Raw genomic sequence first — 18,302 nt, 5'->3', positions numbered from 1 at the left:
ATTGTTTTCCCTCATTTTATCGTTTGTGGCCGGTGTCGAGGTGACGTTCGATGAACGCCGAATAGCGCGACATGCCGAAGCAGAAAAGCCAGAAGGCGAAGCCGGCGAAGATCAGTCCCGTCAGCGGCGTTACTGCGGTTGCCCAATTCGGATCGGTGAAGAAGAAGCGAACGATGCCGAGCAGGTCATACATGCTGATGATCGACACCAGGGAGGTATCCTTGAACATGCCGATGAAAGTGTTGACGATGCCCGGGATCACCAGCTTGATCGCCTGCGGCAGGATGATCAGCCGCATCTTCTGCCAGTAGCCGAGGCCGAGCGAATCCGCACCCTCGAACTGACCCTTGGGAATTGCTTGCAGACCGCCGCGGATAACCTCAGCCATATAGGCGGAGGCGAAGATCGATACGCCGATGATCGCGCGCAGGAGCTTGTCGACCGTCCAGCCGGCCGGCAGGAAAAGCGGCAGCATGACGCTCGCCATGAAGAGGACGGTAATTAGGGGCACGCCGCGGACGACTTCGATGAAGATGATGCAGACCGTACGGATAACAGGCATCTGCGAGCGCCTTCCGAGCGCCAGGATAATGCCGAGTGGGAAGGAGACCGCGATGCCGACGAAGGAGAGCACCAGCGTCACCATCAGTCCGCCCCAACGCGGAGTCTCGACGACTTCCAGGCCGAATCCACCGTACAGCAGAACGAAGGAAACGATCGGCAGCACGATGAAGAGCAGAATGGCGTTCAGGCCCTTGCGCGGCGCCGAAGGGATGAGCATCGGAACCAGCAGGAGTACGAAGAGAATGCCGACCAGTGTCGGCCGCCAACGTTCGTCGATCGGGTAGCCACCGTAGATGATCTGGTCGAACTTGGCGTTGATGAAGGCCCAACATGCACCATTCCAACCGTCCGGCTGAATGCCGCCCTGAACGGTCGTGGCGCAGAAGGTGCGATCCGACCCGGTCCAGACCGCCTGCACGAAGAGCCAGTCGATCGCATGAAAGAGAGCCCAGGAAAGAAAGACCAGGGCCACGATGGTAAGGACCATGTCCGTCGGTGTCGCAAGCAGGTTGCGGCGGATCCAGGCTCCGGCACCCTTTTCTCCCGCGGGAGGCGGCTCCGGCGCCAGCATGGCGGTTCTGACGAAACTGTTGCTCATTTATCTCTCCACCAGCGCCATCTTGGCATTGAACCAGTTCATGAACAGCGAGGTCACGATACTGAGGCTGAGATAGATGACCATCCAGATGAGAATCACCTCGACGGACTGACCGGTCTGGTTCAGCGTCGTGCTGCCGACCGCGACGAGATCGGCAAAACCGATGGCGATCGCCAGTGACGAGTTCTTGGTGAGATTGAGATACTGGCTGCTCAGCGGCGGAATGATGATGCGAAAGGCCTGCGGGATCACGACGAGGCGAGTGATCGACGAGGGATGCACCCCAAGTGCGGCCGCAGCTTCCGTCTGTCCCTTCGGCACACCGCGAATGCCCGCGCGCACGATCTCGGCGATGAAGGCGGCGGTATAGAAGGAAAGCGCCAGGAAGAGGGACATGAACTCCGGCCCGACGATGGAACCGCCGGTGAGGTTGAATTTGCCCGCGATCGGATAATCGAAGGAAAGCGGCATGCCTGCGAGCAGGAACGCAACAAGCGGCAGGCCGATCAGCAGTCCGGTCGAAACCCAGATCGTATGGAAGGGCTGACCCGTTGCTGCCTGCCGGCGATGCGCCCATCGAGCCGTCACGATGACGGCGACGATCGCGATGACGAAGACGACGCCGACGAGCCAGAAAGCTTCGCCGAAAATCGGCTTGGGGAAGGAAAGGCCGCGATTGTTGAGATACGATCCGAAAGGCAGATGCAGCGACTCGCGCGCGTTTGGCAGAACCGCCAGAACGCCCGAATACCAGAAGAAGATCACGAGCAGCGGCGGAATATTGCGAAATACTTCCACATAAACCGTGCACAGCTTGGCAATCAGCCAATTCCGCGACAGACGGCCAACGCCGACGATGAAGCCGATGATGGTAGCGGTGATGATGCCGGTAACGGCGATCAGCAGCGTGTTCAGCAGGCCGACCAGCAGCGCCCGGCCGTAGGTCGAATCGCTTGAATAGGCGATCAGCGACTGGCCGACTTCGAAGCCGGCGCGGCCGTTCAGGAAGCCGAAGCCCGATGCGATGTTGGCGCGCGCCAGATTGACGGCAGTGTTGTGCGCGACCCACCACACGAAGGTGACCAGCAACACGATGGTAAGAACTTGGAAGAAGATACCCCGAACTCTCGGGTCGTAGAGGGCGGACTGAAAACTCCAGCCACTCCTGGGTATAGGTGTTGAACCCGCAATCTGGTGCGTCATACCTGGCCAATTCCCCACGTTATGCGCTCCTTTTCGGAGCTTTTTTATAGGAGGAGGAAAGGCGGTCGCCCGCCCTTCCGGCTTTCATGCCTGATGCCGATCAGCGAACCGGCGGTGCGTACTGAATGCCGCCCTTGTTCCAGAGAGCGTTAAGACCGCGTGCGATCTTCAGCTGGCTGCCCTGGCCGATGTTGCGTTCGAAGGTTTCGCCGTAATTGCCGACGTTCTTGACGATGTTGTAGGCCCAGTCGTTGGTCAGGCCGAGATCGGTGCCGATCTTGGTATCGGCCTCGACGCCCAAGAAGCGCTTGATGTCAGGGTTCGGCGAGTTCTTCATGTCGTCGACATTCGCCTGAGTGATGCCGAATTCTTCGGCATTGATCATGGCATAGCCGACCCAGCTGACGATATCGAACCACTGGTCGTCACCCTGGCGAACGGCCGGAGCGAGCGGCTCCTTGGAGATGATTTCCGGCAGGATCGTATGTTCGTCCGGGTTCTTCAGCGTCAGGCGCAGCGAATAGAGACCGGACTGGTCGGTCGTGTAGACGTCGCAGCGGCCGGCATCATAGGCGGCATTGACCTCGTCCAGCTTTTCGAAGACGACGGGGTTGTACTGAAGGTTGTTCGCCTTGAAGTAGTCGGCGAGGTTGAGTTCCGTGGTCGTGCCCGACTGCACGCAGACGGACGCGCCGGAGAGTTCGAGCGCCGACTTCACGTTCAGGCTCTTGCGGACCATGAAGCCCTGGCCGTCATAGTAGTTGACGAAACGGAAGTTCAGGCCGAGAGCGGTGTCGCGGTTGATCGACCAGGTCGTGTTACGGGCGAGCACGTCGATTTCGCCGGACTGAAGAGCCGGAAAGCGATTGGCGGCGCTCAAGGGGGTGAACTTCACCTTGGTGGGGTCGCCGAAGACGGCAGCGGCGACAGCCTTGCAGAAGTCGACGTCGAAGCCGGCCCAATTGCCGGAAGCGTCAGGCGCGGCAAAGCCGGCGAGACCGGTGTTGACGCCGCACTGAATGAAACCCTTTGCCTTTACATCTCCAAGGGTCGTGGCTGAAGCAGCCGAGGTGCCAAGAGCGAAAACTGCTGCGCCGATCGCGGCCGACAGAAGCTTGTTCTTCATTTTTTTCCCAACCTTTTCCGTTGTCTTATCTTTTCTTGTGGGGAGTTCCGGCGAAAAACTCTGCCGCCCCCATTGTCTCGACACCCTCCCGGCGCGAGTGACTCTATCACAGTCGCAAATGTCACCATGGTCAAGTGTCGCCATCAATAATTGCGGCAAATTTCGGGATTTTGGTATATTGCGCCGCATTCCTGGGCTGCTGGCTACCAAATAGGCGTCCGCTTGCGGAAAAATAACGCGAAAATCCAAATTTTCGTGAAAACGCGCGTTGCCTGTTCGCTGTCCTCGAGGGGTTGACCGGAACCGGCGAGGCGTCCAAATGTTCGCTTTCGCGCTCCTTCGCCAAAGGCCATTTCCGACATGAAAGATAAAGACAGTTTGCTGCAGAACGCCGGCATCAACACCCGCCTGACCCATATCGGCAACGATCCCTTCGATTATCACGGCTTCGTCAATCCGCCGGTCGTGCATGCTTCGACGGTGCTGTTTCCGAATGCCCGCACGATGGAGACGCGAGCGCAAAAATACACTTACGCCACCCGCGGCACGCCGACGACGGATGCGCTCTGCGAGGCGATCGACGCGCTTGAAGGTTCGGCCGGCACGATCCTCGTTCCGTCGGGCCTTGCGGCCGTCACCATTCCGTTCCTGGGTTTCGTCGCCACCGGCGACCATGCGCTCGTCGTCGATTCGGTTTACGGCCCGACGCGTCATTTCTGCGATACGATGCTGAAGCGTCTCGGCGTCGAGGTCGAATATTATGACCCGTCGATCGGCGCCGGCATCGAAGCGCTGTTCCGGCCGAACACCAAGATCGTCCACACCGAGGCGCCCGGATCCAATACCTTCGAGATGCAGGATATTCCGGCGATCTCGGCGGTTGCGCATCGCCATCGCGCCGTCGTCATGATGGACAATACCTGGGCGACGCCGCTCTATTTCAGGCCGCTCGACCACGGCGTCGACATTTCCATCCATGCGGCGACGAAATATCCGTCCGGTCATTCCGATATCCTGCTCGGAACGGTTTCGGCCAATGCCGAGCACTGGGAGCGGCTGAAGGAGGCGAACGGCGTGCTTGGCATTTGCGGCGCTCCCGACGATGCCTATCAGATCCTGCGCGGACTGCGCACCATGGGCCTGCGCCTCGAGCGGCATTATGAAAGCGCGCTCGCGATCGCCGAATGGCTGGAGGGCAGGGAGGACGTTGCCCGCGTGCTGCATCCGGCCCTGCCGAGTTTTCCCTCCCACCATATCTGGAAGCGCGACTTCAAGGGTGCGAGCGGCATCTTCTCCTTCGTGCTTGCCGCTGGCAATCCCGAGAAGTCCAGGGTGAAGGCGCACGCCTTCCTCGATGCGCTTCAGATTTTCGGTCTCGGCTATTCCTGGGGCGGCTTCGAAAGCCTCGCTTTGCACGCCAACCTCAACGACCGCAAGGTCGCCAAGGCGCCGACGGAAGGCCCGGTCATCCGTCTGCAGATCGGCATCGAGGATGTGGAAGACCTCAAGGCCGACATCGAACGGGGTTTTGCCGCCGCAAGCGCCGTCTGACCGCGGCGCTTTAGGGCAGGCGCACGGCCTTGTAGCCGTAGATCCAGTCGAGATCCGCCGCCAGGCTTGGCGGCGGTTTGAGGCCGAGCACGAGATCGCGGCCGATCCGGATCGGCCCCTTGGCATGATAGGCGAACTGGTTGAAGGCGCCGCGCTGGCGAAGCCTTGCGATGCGCGGCGCGCGATGTTTTTCGAAAAGCGCCAGCGCTTCCGATATCGGGCGGTCCGAAAGAAAGCCGGCAAGCTCGTAAGCGTCTTCGATTGCCATGGCCGCGCCCTGCGCGGCAAATGGCATCATCGCATGGGCGGCGTCGCCGATCAGCACCGTCCTTCGGCCGTCGTGCCACGCGCCTGCGGTGGTTTCGAACAGCGGCCAGAAGGTCAGGTTCGCCTGTCTTTCGAACAGCGACAGGATGGCGGCGTTCCAGCCGGAAAGACGCTTCCGCAGCTGCGCGCGCTGCTCGGCCGTCGGCTCGCTTTGCCAGGTCTGCGGCGTGAGGTTGCCGGCGGTGATCGCCACCATGTTGAAGCTGCCGGTTTCCTTCAAGGGATAGCTGACGAGATGCGCCGAGCCGCCGAGGAACGCCGAGACGGATGTCGGATCGAGAAAGGCGGGCGCTTCCGCTCCGGCAATGGTGAAGCGGTAGGCGATATTGCCGGAAAAACGCGGCGAGGGGCTGCCGGGAACGGATTGCCGGAGCTTTGACCAGACGCCGTCCGCGCCGATGACGAGATCGGCGGCGCGCTCCAGCGGCGGCAGGCCTGCCTCGAACCGCACGCCGAGATGAAGCCGACAAAGCGGATCGGCCTCGACCGCTGCCAGCAGGGCCTTCTGCAATGTCGTGCGATGCAGGACGCCATAGGGCGCCCCCCAGCGTTCCCGCGCGAATTTGCCCGACGGCACCGCCGCGAGCTGGCGCAGCGAACTGCCCGATATCAGCCGGATCGTGTCCGGCTCGAGCCAGATCTTCGACAGCCCTTCCAGAATGCCGAGTTCGTCAAGGATGCGGGAAGCATTCGGCGATACCTGCAGCCCGGCGCCGACCTCGGTCAATTCGCCTGCCTGCTCGAAGATTTCCGAGCTGATGCCGCGACGCGAAAGCGAAAGGGCCGCGGCCAGTCCTGATATACCGGCGCCGATGATGGCGGCATGTTCGGCAGGCATTGTCTGTCCGATCCAGATTCTGGACGGATTACGCCGCCTTCACGTGAAAGACGCAACCGGCCGGATTGGTCTGGCTGGGCTTGAGCGAAGAATTGAAGCGATAGAGCGTCGAGCAGTAGGAACAGACCTTCTCGTTGTCGTCGCCCATGTCGATGAAGATATGCGGGTGGTCGAAGGGAGCCGAAGCGCCGGTGCACATGAATTCCTTGACGCCGACTTCGATAACGCGGTGACCGCCGTCATTCTGGAAGTGGGGGATGTTGTGGCCGGCCATATTGCTCTCCGAATGCTTAGAAATGTGGGCGGACTTTATAAGCCTTCGCCGCAAATGTGTAGAGCCAAAGCGCCGCGCCGGTCACAGTTTTTGGGCACAGTTTTGGCTTCACGCTGACTGGCGGCTCGATTATGGTCACGCCAAAAAGGAAGACCCGATGAACCTGAACACGCCTGCCTTTTCAAGCTTCGCCCACGACGGATTGAAACTTGCCTTTTTCGACGAAGGCGATCCGTCCGGCGTGCCTGTCTTGTTGATCCACGGTTTCGCCTCGACGGCGAACGTCAACTGGGTGCATCCGGGCTGGCTGAAGACGTTGGGGGATGCCGGCTATCGGGTGATCGCCATCGACAATCGCGGTCATGGCGCAAGCGACAAGCCGCACGACGCCGAAGCCTATCGCCCCTGGGTCATGGCCGGCGATGCGATCGCCTTGCTCGATCACCTCGGCATCCCGGAGGCCAATATCATGGGCTATTCGATGGGCGCGCGCATTTCGGTCTTTACGGCGCTCGCCAATCCGCATCGTGTCCGGTCCCTTGTGCTCGGCGGCCTCGGCATCGGCATGACCGACGGCGTCGGCGACTGGGACCCGATCGCCGATGCGCTGCTTGCTCCCTCGCTCGACGAGGTGACGCATACCCGCGGCCGGATGTTCCGCGCCTTCGCCGAGCAGACGAAGAGCGACCGCGTCGCCCTTGCCGTCTGCATTCGCGGCTCGCGTGATCTCGTCGCCCGATCGGACATGGGCAGGCTAGACATGCCCACTCTGATCGGCGTCGGCACGAAGGATGATATCGCCGGCTCGCCGCAGGAACTGGCGGCGCTGATGCCGAATGCCGAAGCGCTCGATATTCCCGGCCGCGATCATATGCTCGCCGTCGGCGACAAGGTTTTCAAGCAGGCGGTGCTGGCCTTCTACGCAAAGGTCGCCGAGGGGTGACATCGCCGGTGACATGATCGTGATGGCGAACAGCCATGCTAAAAAACCATGGCGGCGGCACCCATTTATGTTATTGGCGTTTTCCTCTATATATTGGCATTCCGAAAACGGCATTCCTGTTGGCAGCAAGGAGAGCGGCGATGGTCGCAAAGACAGACATTCGTGCTTTTGAGGCTGGCCATCCCTTGAAGGTGATGGATCCCATCTGGGACAGCCTGCGCGAGGAAGCACGGATCGCGGCCGAAAACGACCCGGTTCTCGCCGCCTTCCTGTATTCGACTGTCATCAACTACCGTTCGCTTGAGGAATGCGTCATCCATCGGATCTGCGAACGTCTAGATCATCCCGATATGCAGGCGAACCTGCTTCGCCAGACCTTTGAGGAAATGCTCCTCGACTGGCCGGAGTGGAGCTCCATCCTGCGCGTCGATATCCAGGCCGTCTACGACCGCGATCCCGCCTGCCTGCGCTTCATGGAGGCGGTGCTCTATTTCAAGGGCTTCCATGCGCTGCAGACGCACCGTCTGGCTCATTGGCTCCTGAACCGCGGCCGGCGCGATTTCGCGCTTTATCTGCAAAGCCGCTCCTCCAGCGTCTTCCAGACCGACATCAATCCGGCGGCGCGTATCGGCAAGGGCATCTTTCTCGATCATGCGACGGGCCTCGTCGTCGGCGAGACGGCGGTCATCGGCGACAACGTCTCGATCCTGCATGGCGTCACGCTTGGCGGCACGGGCAAGGAAGGCGCCGACCGCCACCCGAAGATCGGCAGCGGCGTCATGATCGGCGCCGGCGCGAAGATCCTCGGCAATATCGAGATCGGCTATTGCTCGCGCGTTGCCGCCGGTTCCGTCGTGCTCAAGGCGGTGCCGCCGAAGAAGACGGTCGCAGGCGTTCCGGCCAAGGTCGTCGGCGAAGCTGGTTGTTCCGAGCCGTCGCGCAACATGGACCAGGTGATCGGCGCCGATATCTGAGCGCCATTGGAAAAGGAATAGGAAGTCGGCGGGAACCGGGCGGGGACAGACCACGCCAAGTGGCAACCTTGCCTTTACACCGCTGCTTTTCCTGTGCAAGAAGCGGCCAATCAAGACCGCTTACGGAGATGACAGAGTGAAGCCAGAAGAAATCAAGAAGCTCGACGCCTATTTCAAACGTACGCTCAACCCGCAGATCGTCGTCAAGGCGCGTCCGCGCAAGAATGATTCTGCGGAAGTTTATCTCGGCGAAGAATTTCTGGGCGTCGTCTACGTCGATGATGAGGACGGTGACCGCTCCTACAACTTTTCGATGGCCATTCTCGACGTCGATCTTTAATCGCGTTCGAAAGCTTCAAGAAGGCCGGGCGGCGCGATCCGCCCGGCCTTTTTTCGTTTTTTCGCCGTCGAGTGAAAATTTATTTGAAGCCTCCGGTTGTGGCATTCTGATATATATTAGCAAAATCAATTAAAGAAGTACGTGCCCCGGCGCGCAGGCTTTGTTTTATAATCGTCATGCAACTTTTTAGTGTTTTGCATCGCACAAGACTACTTGACTATTTGTGCGTTGCAGCTACCCTGCCGCCACCCCAACAGCCCAACGGAGGACGGTCATGTTCAACTTCGACGATGCCAACAGGAAGAGCAAGGAAGCCGTCGATACGGCCCTGAGAACCTATTCCGACACGGCGAGGGGCTTTCAGGCGATCGCCACCGAAGCCGCCGAATATTCGAAGAAGTCCTTTCAGGACGCGGTGACGCATTTCGAAACGCTGGCCGGCGCCAAGAGCTTCGAGGCCGCTTTCGAACTGCAGACGAGCTACGTCAAGTCCGCCTATGAAAACTTCGTCTCCGAAACGACGAAGCTCGGCGAAATGTATGCCGATCTCGCGAAATCCGCCTACAAACCTTATGAGGCGCCGATCGCTGCTGCGGCTACCGCCGTCAAGTCGCCGAAATCGCCGCAGCCGGCGACACCCGCCGCTGCATGATGTAAATTCGGTAGCGCAACCTCCGCTACATATTGAAAAACGAAGACCGGCTACGCATCTGTAGCCGGTCTTTTTTTGTTTCCACTTTCATTGCTGCGTCCGCCTGAGATCGGCCGGGGACTTTTTTAGTCTTTCCCGTGCATGCCGGCATTTCTTGATTGCAGTGTCTGACAGGGGGCTTAAAATCGGCCCATTATGAACTAAGTTAGTGTTTCAGATATTCGGCGGGAAAAGCACCCTCCCATGCTCTGCCGGATTGATCGAGGAATGAATGACAATGATCGCAAAGCCGATCCGGATGCAGAACGACAGCGAAAGGAACGGGGACAACGGAAATCGCGGAACCTCGGTCATCACGCGCACCAAGCCGAAGACCAAGAAGCCCAACCTCTACCGCGTACTGCTTTTGAATGACGACTACACTCCCATGGAATTCGTCATTCATATTCTGGAGCGTTTTTTTCAGAAGGATCGTGAAAGTGCCACCCGCATCATGCTGCATGTCCACAACCACGGCGTCGGCGAATGCGGAATATTCACATACGAGGTAGCGGAAACGAAGGTCAGCCAGGTGATGGACTTCGCCCGGCAGCACCAGCATCCGCTGCAATGCGTCATGGAAAAGAAGTGAGGATCTCAACGTGCCAACATTTTCGCCTAGCTTAGAGAAGGCGCTCCATCAGGCACTGACCTTTGCCAACGAGCGGCATCATGAATATGCCACGCTCGAGCATCTGCTGCTCGCCCTGATCGACGATGCCGATGCGGCCGCGGTCATGGGCGCCTGCAATGTCGATCTCGACGCGCTGCGCAAGACGCTCGTCGAATATGTCGATAACGAACTTTCCAACCTGATCACCGGATATGACGAGGATTCGAAGCCAACCTCCGGTTTCCAGCGTGTCATCCAGCGCGCCGTCATCCACGTGCAGTCTTCCGGCCGCGAGGAAGTGACCGGCGCCAACGTGCTCGTCGCGATCTTTGCCGAGCGCGAGAGCCATGCCGCCTATTTCCTGCAGGAGCAGGAGATGACCCGCTACGATGCGGTCAACTATATCTCCCACGGCATCGGCAAGCGGCCGGGCGCTTCGGACTCCCGTCCGCCGCGCGGCGCCGAGGAAGAATCGGAAAGCAAGCCGACCGCACGCGGCGGCGAGGAAGAGGGCGGACCCAAGAAGCAGCAGGATGCGCTCAAGGCTTATTGCGTCAATCTCAATGAGAAGGCCAAGGGCGGCAAGATCGATCCGTTGATCGGCCGTCACGCAGAGGTGAGCCGCACCATTCAGATTCTGTGCCGCCGTTCGAAGAACAATCCGCTCTACGTCGGTGATCCGGGTGTCGGCAAGACGGCGATCGCCGAAGGCCTCGCCAAGCGCATCGTCGAAGGCAAGGTTCCCGAAGCACTCGCCGATGCGACAATCTTCTCGCTCGACATGGGCACGCTGCTTGCCGGAACGCGCTACCGCGGCGATTTCGAAGAGCGTCTGAAGCAGGTGGTCAAGGAACTGGAAGAATATCCGGGCGCCGTGCTCTTCATCGATGAAATCCATACGGTGATCGGCGCCGGCGCTACTTCAGGCGGTGCGATGGATGCATCCAACCTCTTGAAGCCGGCCCTCTCGTCGGGCGCGATCCGCTGCATCGGTTCGACCACCTACAAGGAATATCGTCAGTTCTTCGAGAAGGACCGGGCGCTGGTTCGTCGCTTCCAGAAGATCGACGTCAGCGAACCGTCGATCAATGATGCGATCGAGATCATGAAGGGCCTGAAGCCCTATTTCGAAGAATATCACCACCTGCGCTACTCGAACGACGCCATCAAGTCGGCCGTTGAGCTGTCGGCCCGCTACATCTCCGACCGCAAGCTGCCCGACAAGGCGATCGACGTGATCGACGAAACGGGTGCGGCCCAGATGCTGCTGCCGCCCTCCAAGCGCCGCAAGCTGATCACCGAAAAGGAGATCGAGGCGACCATCGCCACGATGGCGCGCATTCCGCCGAAGACTGTCTCCAAGGACGACGAAGCGGTGCTTGCCAATCTCGAGCAGGAACTCCGCTCGGTCGTCTACGGCCAGGATATCGCGATCGAAGCCCTTTCGACCTCGATCAAGCTGGCGCGTGCGGGTCTGCGTGAGCCGAACAAGCCGATCGGCGCCTATGTCTTCTCCGGCCCGACCGGTGTGGGCAAGACCGAGGTGGCAAAGCAGCTGGCTTCGTCGCTCGGCGTCGAGCTCCTGCGCTTCGACATGTCGGAATATATGGAGCGGCACACGGTTTCCCGTCTGCTCGGCGCACCTCCCGGCTATGTCGGCTTCGACCAGGGTGGTCTCCTGACCGATGGCGTCGATCAGCATCCGCATTGCGTGGTCCTGCTCGACGAAATCGAGAAGGCGCATCCCGACATCTACAACATCCTGCTGCAGGTGATGGACCACGGCACGCTGACCGACCATAACGGCAAGAAGATCGACTTCCGCAACGTCATCCTGATCATGACGACGAATGCGGGCGCGTCCGAAATGGCCAAGGCCGCGATCGGCTTCGGTTCGTCCAAGCGCACCGGCGAGGACGAGGAGGCGCTCACCCGTCTCTTCACGCCGGAGTTCCGCAACCGTCTAGACGCGATCATTCCCTTCGCTGCGCTGCCGACGGCCGTCATTCACAAGGTCGTGCAGAAGTTCATCATGCAGCTGGAGGCCCAGCTTTCCGAAAGGAACGTCACCTTCGACCTGCACGAGGACGCGATCGCCTGGCTGTCCGAAAAGGGTTACGACGAGAAGATGGGCGCCCGCCCGCTTGCCCGCGTTATCCAGGACACCATCAAGAAGCCGCTTGCCAACGAAATCCTCTTCGGCAAGCTGAAGAAGGGCGGCGTCGTCAACGTCACCGTCGGTCCGAAGGAAGACGGCAAGCCGGGTATCGTGCTGGAGGCCATACCGGATACGGCCCCGATCAAGCCGAAGCCGGAGGCCGAGGTCGTGCATCCCGAAGCCGATGACGAGGACGACGGCGAACTGAAGACGAAGACGGCTCGCAAGACCCGCGCCAAGACCGTCCCGCGGGCCGAGCCGGAGGTCCGCGACGCTCCGAAAAAGGGTAGCGCGGTTCCGAAGGTTCCGCGCAAGAAGTGATATGTCACCGAATTGGAAAAGGGCCGGGTTTCCCCCGGCCCTTAACTGCGTGTGAGTTTCGCGATAAGCCATTATCGCGGAAACGCAGCACCGGCCTATAGTGGCTTTCGGAAGAACACGACGCGCTGTGTCTCCTCAAATCCCAAAGCGGCATGCATCGCATGGCTGGCGGAATTCTCAAGCAGCGCGTCTGAGCCAAACTCAACACACCCAAGCGACTTCCCCCAATCGGCAACGGCATTGCAAAGCAATCGTGCGATGCCCTTTCGTCTGTCGATGGACCGGACATAAATTCCTTCGAGGAATAGAACCGGCGAGCTGCTGCATCCATTCACATAGTCATGCCGCAAAGTGGCTTCGGCAAACCCGACAGCTTCATTCGCAGCATTGCGAGCGATGAACCCGATGGCTTCTCCATTTTCTGAAAGAAACGCCCGGCTCAACTCGGCTCGATGATCTTCAAGCGAGTGATGCGGCCATAGCGCAGCGCGAAGCTGCGCCCAGGGCTCGACATCTTTTATCGTCGCAATCTCGATAATCGATTCCATATTGCGGTTCCCTTCTGGCCGCAAAAATCGTGACGGTCGGTGCGCAGAAAGCTTCTTGTTAAGGCGATGATCGGCCTTACGCCAGCGCGGCCCTGATCTTTTCGGCATTGGCAGCGAGCACGGCGCCATCCTCCATCTTGCCGGAATGCGGCTTGAGCGCCACGCCCTCATGGCGAGGGATGACGTGGAAATGCAGGTGGAACACCGTCTGCCCGGCGGCCGGTTCGTTGAACTGGGCGACGAACACGCCGTCGGCGTCAAAGACGTCCTGGACCGCATTGGCGACCTTTTGGACGACTGTGATCGCATGGGCGAGGGTCGCAGGATCGGCGTCGAGGATATTGCGGGAAGGCGCCTTCGGAACGACGAGCACATGGCCCGGCGCCTGCGGCATGACATCCATGAAGGCGACCGTATGCTCATCTTCATAGATACGGTGCGAGGGGATCTCTCCGCGCAGGATCTTGGCGAAGATGTTGTTATCGTCATAGGCGGCCGATCTGGTCATCGCGAAATCTCCTCGTTTTCTGCTTGATCGGGTAGCGCGGTCGGCGGGGCCGCGTCAATCCTCCTGCAGGCGCTCGCCCTTGCGGAAGGGGCTGTGCTCGCTCAAGATCTCGCCCATATGCTCGACATCGGCCCGCTCGCGCGCGAGATAGTCGCCGATCGCCCGGCGAAGGCCGGCATGGGCGACATAATGGGCTGAATGCGTCGTCACCGGCAGGTAGCCGCGGGCGAGCTTATGTTCACCCTGCGCGCCGGCCTCGACCCGCTTCAGCCCTTTCGAAAGGGCGAAGTCGATCGCCTGGTGGTAGCAGACCTCGAAATGCAGGAAGGGATGATCCTCGATGCAGCCCCAGTGACGGCCGTAGAGCGTTTCGCCGCCGATGAAGTTGATCGCGCCGGCGATGTAACGCCCGTCACGTTTGGCCATGACGAGCAGGATGTCGTCGGCCATGCGCTCGCCGATCAGCGAATAGAACTTGCGGGTGAGGTAGGGCCGGCCCCATTTGCGGCCGCCGGTGTCCATATAGAATTTGAAGAACTGGTCCCAAATGTGTTCCGTCAGGTCTTTCCCGGTCAGCCAGTCGATGCTGATGCCGTTTTCGAGCGCGGCCCGGCGCTCCTTGCGCAAGGCCTTGCGTTTGCGCGAGGCAAGCGTTTCGAGAAACTCCTCGTGATTGGCATAGCCGTCATTGATGAAATGGAACTGCTGATCGGTGCGGTGCAGATAGCCGTCCATCTCGAAGACGCCGATCTCGTCATCAGGCACGAAAGTGATATGGGCCGAGGAGATGCCGAGCCGGCGCACGACCTCTTTCAGGCTTTCGGCGATTGCGCTCTGGATCGGCAGCCGCTGCAGCCCTTCGGCGACGAGAAGGCGCGGCCCGGTCGCCGGCGTGAACGGGATCGAGCACTGAAGCTTCGGGTAATACCGCCCGCCGGCCCGCTCGAAGGCGTCGGCCCAGCCATGGTCGAAGACATATTCGCCCTGGCTGTGGCTCTTGAGGTAGCCGGGCAGGGCGCCGATCAGTTCGCCGCGATCGGTCTCGAGCAGCAGATGGTGCCCGAGCCAGCCGGCTTCGGCAGTGGCCGAACCTGATTCCTCCAGCGCCGACAAAAAGGCGTGGGAAACGAACGGGTTGTAGGCAAGCGTACTGCAGTCCTTCGACGCCCCGGAAAGCCTGGACCAGCTCTCCGGGGAAATCGCGGTGAAGGAGCGTTCTACACGAATGGATAGTTCATCAGTCATGGGGCAAATGCGAAGCCTGTGGGGAGATGGTTCGGCTCTGCCTCAGTCTGCGCATGATCTTGGCCAAAAAGCGAGCGTCAAACCGCCACACGCGGGTCGAAGCCCTCGAAGGTCATCTGATCGGCATTTTCGAACGTGCGCCGGCGTGCCTCTTCGTCGCGCACCGTCCAGGTGATCACGGGAATGCCCTTCTCGCGTTCGCCTGTGATGAAGACGTTCGGTAGGTCGCCATAATAAAAGGAGATGAAATCGAGACCGATCTCCATTGCCGCGGCATGCGTTTTGATCTCTTCCGGCGTATTGCCGTTGGCGGTCAGTCCGAGCGGGTAGGGTGCATCGAGCGCCTTCAGATCGCGCAGCAGCCAGTGGTCGAAGCTCATCAGCGCGACCTTGCCATCATAGTCCTGAAGCACTTCGAGCACGGCTTCGGCAAATCCCTCGTCATCGGCCTCGCGGCCCTTGAGTTCCAGCACCAGCGGCACCTTCCCCTGGACGAGATCGAGGAGCTGACGGAGCGTCGGTATCTTGTCGCTCGTGCCGCCGACGGCGATCAGGCCAAGTTCCCTCGATGTGCGCTCGCGAACGTCGCCGTTGAGATTGCACAGGCGCTTCAGATCCTCGTCGTGAAAGATGATCGGCACGCCGTCGGAGGCGTAGTGCAGGTCGCATTCGATCGCAAAGCCGGCTTCGACCGCACGCGAGAAGGCCGAAAGCGTGTTTTCCCAGACGTGCTTGTTGAGGTCGTGATAGCCGCGATGGGCGACCGGCACGTCCTTGATCCAGGCCGCATTCGTCATTCTGCGATTTCCATGATAGCATCGATCTCGACGGCGGCGTTCAGCGGCAGGGCCGCCATGCCGACGGCGGCACGCGCATGTTTGCCCGCCTCGCCGAGCACGCCGGCAATCAGGTTCGACGCGCCGTTGATGACGAGATGCTGCTCGACGAAATCAGCCGCCGAGGCGACGAAGCCGTTCAGCTTGATGACGCGCCGGATGCGGCCGAGATCGCCGCCAAGTGCCGCCTTCGCCTGGGCGAGGATGTTGATGGCGCAGAGTTCGGCAGCGCGCTGGCCGCCTGCAACGTCGACCGTCTTGCCGAGATGGCCGGATACGGCGACCTTGCCGCCTTCGAGCGGCAGCTGGCCGGAGATGTAGAGAAGATTGCCGCTGATGACATAGGGAACGTAGTTTGCGGCAGGGGCTGCGGCCTCGGGCAGGTTTATCCCCATCTCACTGAGGCGCGCTGCAATTTCATTGGACATTTTCGTCTCCGCTTTTGTTGTCAATGTTTCAAAAATTATGCATCAAGACTAGAATCTTTAATATGACAGCTTCGAGCCTCGATTTGGCCGAAAGAGTTCATATAACATTGCGGCCGAGTCCAACAGGAGTGAATGAATGTTCCGATCGTCGCTTGCCGCTCTGCTTCTCGCCAGCGTTTCCGCCAATGCATGGGCGGGCGCGCCTGCGGCGAGCGCGGCGATTGCGACCGGCCTCGTCGCCCATCGCGCCGTCTACGATCTGGAGCTGAAGGACGCCTCGGACCGCTCGGGCATCGCCGCCATGTACGGCCGGATGGTCTATGAATTCGACGGCAACTATTGCCAGGGCTTCACCACCAATTTCCGCTTCGTGACGCAGATCGATACCGGCGACAGCGTGCGCGTCAGCGACCAGCAGACGAAGACCTTCGAGAACCTGAAGGACGGCAAATTCACCTTCGACACCAAGTCCTTCACCGACCAGCAGCTCGACAAGGAGGTCAACGGCGCAGCCGAAGATCGGCCGGATGGAGTCAAGGTCGATCTCAAGCAGCCGGCAAGCCGCGAGCTCCAGCTGGCCGAAAGCCGCTTTCCCACGGAACATATGCTGGATGTGATCCAGAACGCCAAGGACGGCAAGCGCTTCTTCGAAGCCCGCGTCTTCGATGGTTCCGATGACGGCGATAAGTCGCTGGTGACGACGACGATCGTCGGCAAGCAGGAAACACCGGTGACCGACGAGGCCGATGCCGGCAATGCCGGCGCCTTCTCCAAGGCCGCCTTCTGGCCGGTGACGATCGCCTATTTCAATGAGAACGCCAAAACCGATGCGGTGCCGGTCTACCGCATGTCCTTCAAGCTTTATGAGAACGGCATTACCCGCGATCTGACCATGGATTACGGCGATTTCGTCCTGACGGGAAAGCTCGCCAAGCTTGAGCTGCTCGACCGCAAGGCCGAAGCTTGCAACTGAGCCGTCTGCGGCTGTCATAGATCCATCTCGCAGCGGCATTCGCGGCGCCGGATGTTTCCTGCATTCGTCATCTCCCCATTTTGCGTGACGGGCGCGTGGGCGAATGCGGGGCGCTTTCTCAGTATAATATTCCAAACGGAATGTTTTGCTTGCATTTATGCCGAACGGAATGTATGGGCACCGGCATTCCACACGTAAGGCATGGGATCGTCTGGGAGAAATCCGGGCTGTTCCGCCGGTGGCGTCCTCGAAGAGGATGCTGTTCGCCTTGCGGAGGTTCAACCGGAAAAGGAGTATAAAGGCATGGCATTGCCTGATTTTTCTATGCGCCAGCTTCTTGAAGCAGGCGTTCACTTCGGCCACCAGACGCATCGCTGGAACCCGAAGATGAAGCCGTACATCTTCGGCGACCGTAACAACATTCACATCATCGACCTGGCCCAGACCGTTCCGATGCTGTCGCGCGCCCTTCAGGTCGTCAGCGACACCGTTGCCCGCGGCGGCCGCGTTCTCTTTGTCGGCACCAAGCGCCAGGCGTCGGAGATCATTGCCGACAGCGCCAAGCGCTCGGCCCAGTACTACGTCAACTCGCGCTGGCTCGGCGGCATGATGACGAACTGGAAGACGATCTCCAACTCGATCCAGCGCCTGCGCAAGCTCGATGAGATCCTCGGCGGCGAAGCCCAGGGCTTCACCAAGAAGGAACGTCTGAACCTCGAGCGCGAGCGCGAAAAGCTCGACAAGGCTCTCGGCGGTATCCGCGATATGGGTGGCACGCCGGACCTGATGTTCATCATCGACACCAACAAGGAAAAGATCGCGATCGACGAAGCCAAGCGCCTCGGCATCCCGGTTGTTGCCATCATCGATTCGAACTGCGATCCCGACCTGATCGACTATCCGATCCCGGGCAACGACGACGCATCGCGCGCAATCGCTCTTTACTGCGAGCTGATCTCCCGCGCCGCCATCGACGGCATCGCGCGTCAGCAGGGCTCCTCTGGCCGCGATCTCGGTGCATCCTCCGAAGTTCCGGTCGAGCCGGCTCTCGAAGAAGCAGCCGAAGGCTGATGAAAGTAGGCGGAGCGAAAGTTCCGCCAAAGCTTTTAGGGATTGGGGAAGGCCGCTCGCGACTCATCGAAGTTCGGCGGCCTTGCCTGTTTCAGGGCAAAGGCTTCAGGCTCTTTGCCAGATAAGTTTCGCTGTGACGCGTCTTCATCACGCTGTCATAGATACAGGTACA

At 60.1% G+C, this 18,302-nt stretch carries 20 protein-coding genes; 9 read left to right on the top strand and 11 right to left on the bottom strand.

What is annotated here, in order from left to right; genetic code table 11:
* Positions 1-16: 16 nt before the first annotated feature.
* From ATY76_RS07590 to ATY76_RS33125, 4 genes are all read right to left on the bottom strand, one after another.
* Positions 17-1,162: an amino acid ABC transporter permease gene (locus ATY76_RS07590; protein ID WP_088674160.1), complete on the bottom strand. Its 1,146-nt coding sequence runs from the start codon at positions 1,160-1,162 to the stop codon at positions 17-19.
* Positions 1,163-2,365, bottom strand: a complete 1,203-nt coding sequence (locus ATY76_RS07585; RefSeq protein WP_088674159.1) for an amino acid ABC transporter permease — start codon at positions 2,363-2,365, stop codon at positions 1,163-1,165. It abuts the gene before it with no gap.
* Between the two features lie 100 nt (positions 2,366-2,465).
* Positions 2,466-3,491 (bottom strand): amino acid ABC transporter substrate-binding protein, encoded by a 1,026-nt coding sequence (locus ATY76_RS07580; protein WP_088674158.1) that lies wholly within the window; start codon positions 3,489-3,491, stop codon positions 2,466-2,468.
* A gap of 130 nt (positions 3,492-3,621) precedes the next feature.
* A complete protein-coding gene (locus ATY76_RS33125) occupies positions 3,622-3,837 on the bottom strand; it encodes a hypothetical protein (RefSeq protein WP_141104993.1) in 216 nt (71 codons plus the stop codon).
* Positions 3,838-3,851: 14 nt separating this feature from the next.
* On the opposite strand from ATY76_RS33125, the gene ATY76_RS07575 reads away from it, so the two are divergent.
* The gene (locus ATY76_RS07575; RefSeq protein ID WP_088674157.1) at positions 3,852-5,042 is read left to right on the top strand and encodes a cystathionine beta-lyase; all 1,191 of its coding nucleotides are present in this window, start codon (positions 3,852-3,854) and stop codon (positions 5,040-5,042) included.
* A gap of 10 nt (positions 5,043-5,052) precedes the next feature.
* Here the strand turns inward: ATY76_RS07575 and ATY76_RS07570 are convergent, their stop codons facing one another.
* Both ATY76_RS07570 and ATY76_RS07565 read right to left on the bottom strand, forming a co-directional pair.
* Complete coding sequence (locus ATY76_RS07570; RefSeq protein ID WP_088674156.1) at positions 5,053-6,207, bottom strand: FAD-dependent monooxygenase; 1,155 nt, start codon at positions 6,205-6,207, stop codon at positions 5,053-5,055.
* A 28-nt stretch (positions 6,208-6,235) separates the two neighbouring features.
* The gene (locus ATY76_RS07565) at positions 6,236-6,481 is read right to left on the bottom strand and encodes a zinc-finger domain-containing protein (protein ID WP_008526950.1); all 246 of its coding nucleotides are present in this window, start codon (positions 6,479-6,481) and stop codon (positions 6,236-6,238) included.
* Between the two features lie 157 nt (positions 6,482-6,638).
* Between ATY76_RS07565 and ATY76_RS07560 the strand changes: the two genes are divergently transcribed.
* From ATY76_RS07560 to clpA, 6 genes are all read left to right on the top strand, one after another.
* Entirely contained in the window at positions 6,639-7,424 is a 786-nt protein-coding gene (locus ATY76_RS07560; RefSeq protein ID WP_088674155.1) for an alpha/beta hydrolase, read from the top strand.
* A gap of 140 nt (positions 7,425-7,564) precedes the next feature.
* On the top strand, positions 7,565-8,398 hold the full coding sequence (cysE, locus tag ATY76_RS07555) for a serine O-acetyltransferase (protein WP_088674154.1): 834 nt from the start codon (positions 7,565-7,567) through the stop codon (positions 8,396-8,398).
* A gap of 136 nt (positions 8,399-8,534) precedes the next feature.
* Positions 8,535-8,738, top strand: coding sequence for a DUF3126 family protein (locus ATY76_RS07550; RefSeq protein ID WP_008526943.1), 204 nt, complete (start codon positions 8,535-8,537; stop codon positions 8,736-8,738).
* Positions 8,739-9,012: 274 nt separating this feature from the next.
* Positions 9,013-9,390 (top strand): phasin family protein, encoded by a 378-nt coding sequence (locus ATY76_RS07545; protein ID WP_088674153.1) that lies wholly within the window; start codon positions 9,013-9,015, stop codon positions 9,388-9,390.
* 277 nt (positions 9,391-9,667) lie between these two features.
* Positions 9,668-10,021, top strand: coding sequence for an ATP-dependent Clp protease adapter ClpS (gene clpS, locus ATY76_RS07540; RefSeq protein ID WP_008526939.1), 354 nt, complete (start codon positions 9,668-9,670; stop codon positions 10,019-10,021).
* Between the two features lie 10 nt (positions 10,022-10,031).
* On the top strand, positions 10,032-12,521 hold the full coding sequence (gene clpA, locus ATY76_RS07535) for an ATP-dependent Clp protease ATP-binding subunit ClpA (RefSeq protein ID WP_088674152.1): 2,490 nt from the start codon (positions 10,032-10,034) through the stop codon (positions 12,519-12,521).
* A 95-nt stretch (positions 12,522-12,616) separates the two neighbouring features.
* Here clpA and aac(6') read toward each other — a convergent pair whose 3' ends face one another.
* The 5 genes from aac(6') to ATY76_RS07510 form a co-directional block, all read right to left on the bottom strand.
* Positions 12,617-13,069 (bottom strand): aminoglycoside 6'-N-acetyltransferase, encoded by a 453-nt coding sequence (gene aac(6') / locus ATY76_RS07530; RefSeq protein ID WP_190233614.1) that lies wholly within the window; start codon positions 13,067-13,069, stop codon positions 12,617-12,619.
* A gap of 76 nt (positions 13,070-13,145) precedes the next feature.
* Complete coding sequence (locus ATY76_RS07525; protein ID WP_088674150.1) at positions 13,146-13,577, bottom strand: HIT family protein; 432 nt, start codon at positions 13,575-13,577, stop codon at positions 13,146-13,148.
* Between the two features lie 54 nt (positions 13,578-13,631).
* Positions 13,632-14,822 (bottom strand): GNAT family N-acetyltransferase, encoded by a 1,191-nt coding sequence (locus tag ATY76_RS07520; protein WP_088674149.1) that lies wholly within the window; start codon positions 14,820-14,822, stop codon positions 13,632-13,634.
* Positions 14,823-14,899: 77 nt separating this feature from the next.
* On the bottom strand, positions 14,900-15,619 hold the full coding sequence (locus ATY76_RS07515; protein WP_088674148.1) for a glycerophosphodiester phosphodiesterase: 720 nt from the start codon (positions 15,617-15,619) through the stop codon (positions 14,900-14,902).
* Positions 15,616-16,086 (bottom strand): RidA family protein, encoded by a 471-nt coding sequence (locus ATY76_RS07510; protein WP_088674147.1) that lies wholly within the window; start codon positions 16,084-16,086, stop codon positions 15,616-15,618. The genes ATY76_RS07515 and ATY76_RS07510 overlap by 4 nt, the downstream gene beginning before the upstream one ends.
* A gap of 136 nt (positions 16,087-16,222) precedes the next feature.
* Here ATY76_RS07510 and ATY76_RS07505 point away from each other — a divergent pair, with 136 nt between their 5' ends.
* Entirely contained in the window at positions 16,223-17,059 is an 837-nt protein-coding gene (locus ATY76_RS07505) for a cell envelope integrity EipB family protein (protein WP_088674146.1), read from the top strand.
* A 303-nt stretch (positions 17,060-17,362) separates the two neighbouring features.
* Positions 17,363-18,130, top strand: coding sequence for a 30S ribosomal protein S2 (gene rpsB, locus ATY76_RS07500; protein WP_088674145.1), 768 nt, complete (start codon positions 17,363-17,365; stop codon positions 18,128-18,130).
* The last annotated feature ends 172 nt before the right edge of the window (positions 18,131-18,302 follow it).

It is taken from the genome of Rhizobium sp. R339 (genome assembly GCF_002211395.1).
Classification (GTDB): domain Bacteria; phylum Pseudomonadota; class Alphaproteobacteria; order Rhizobiales; family Rhizobiaceae; genus Rhizobium.
The sequence above is the reverse complement of the archived record's forward strand: the minus strand, read 5'-3'. Positions and strand labels throughout refer to the sequence as shown.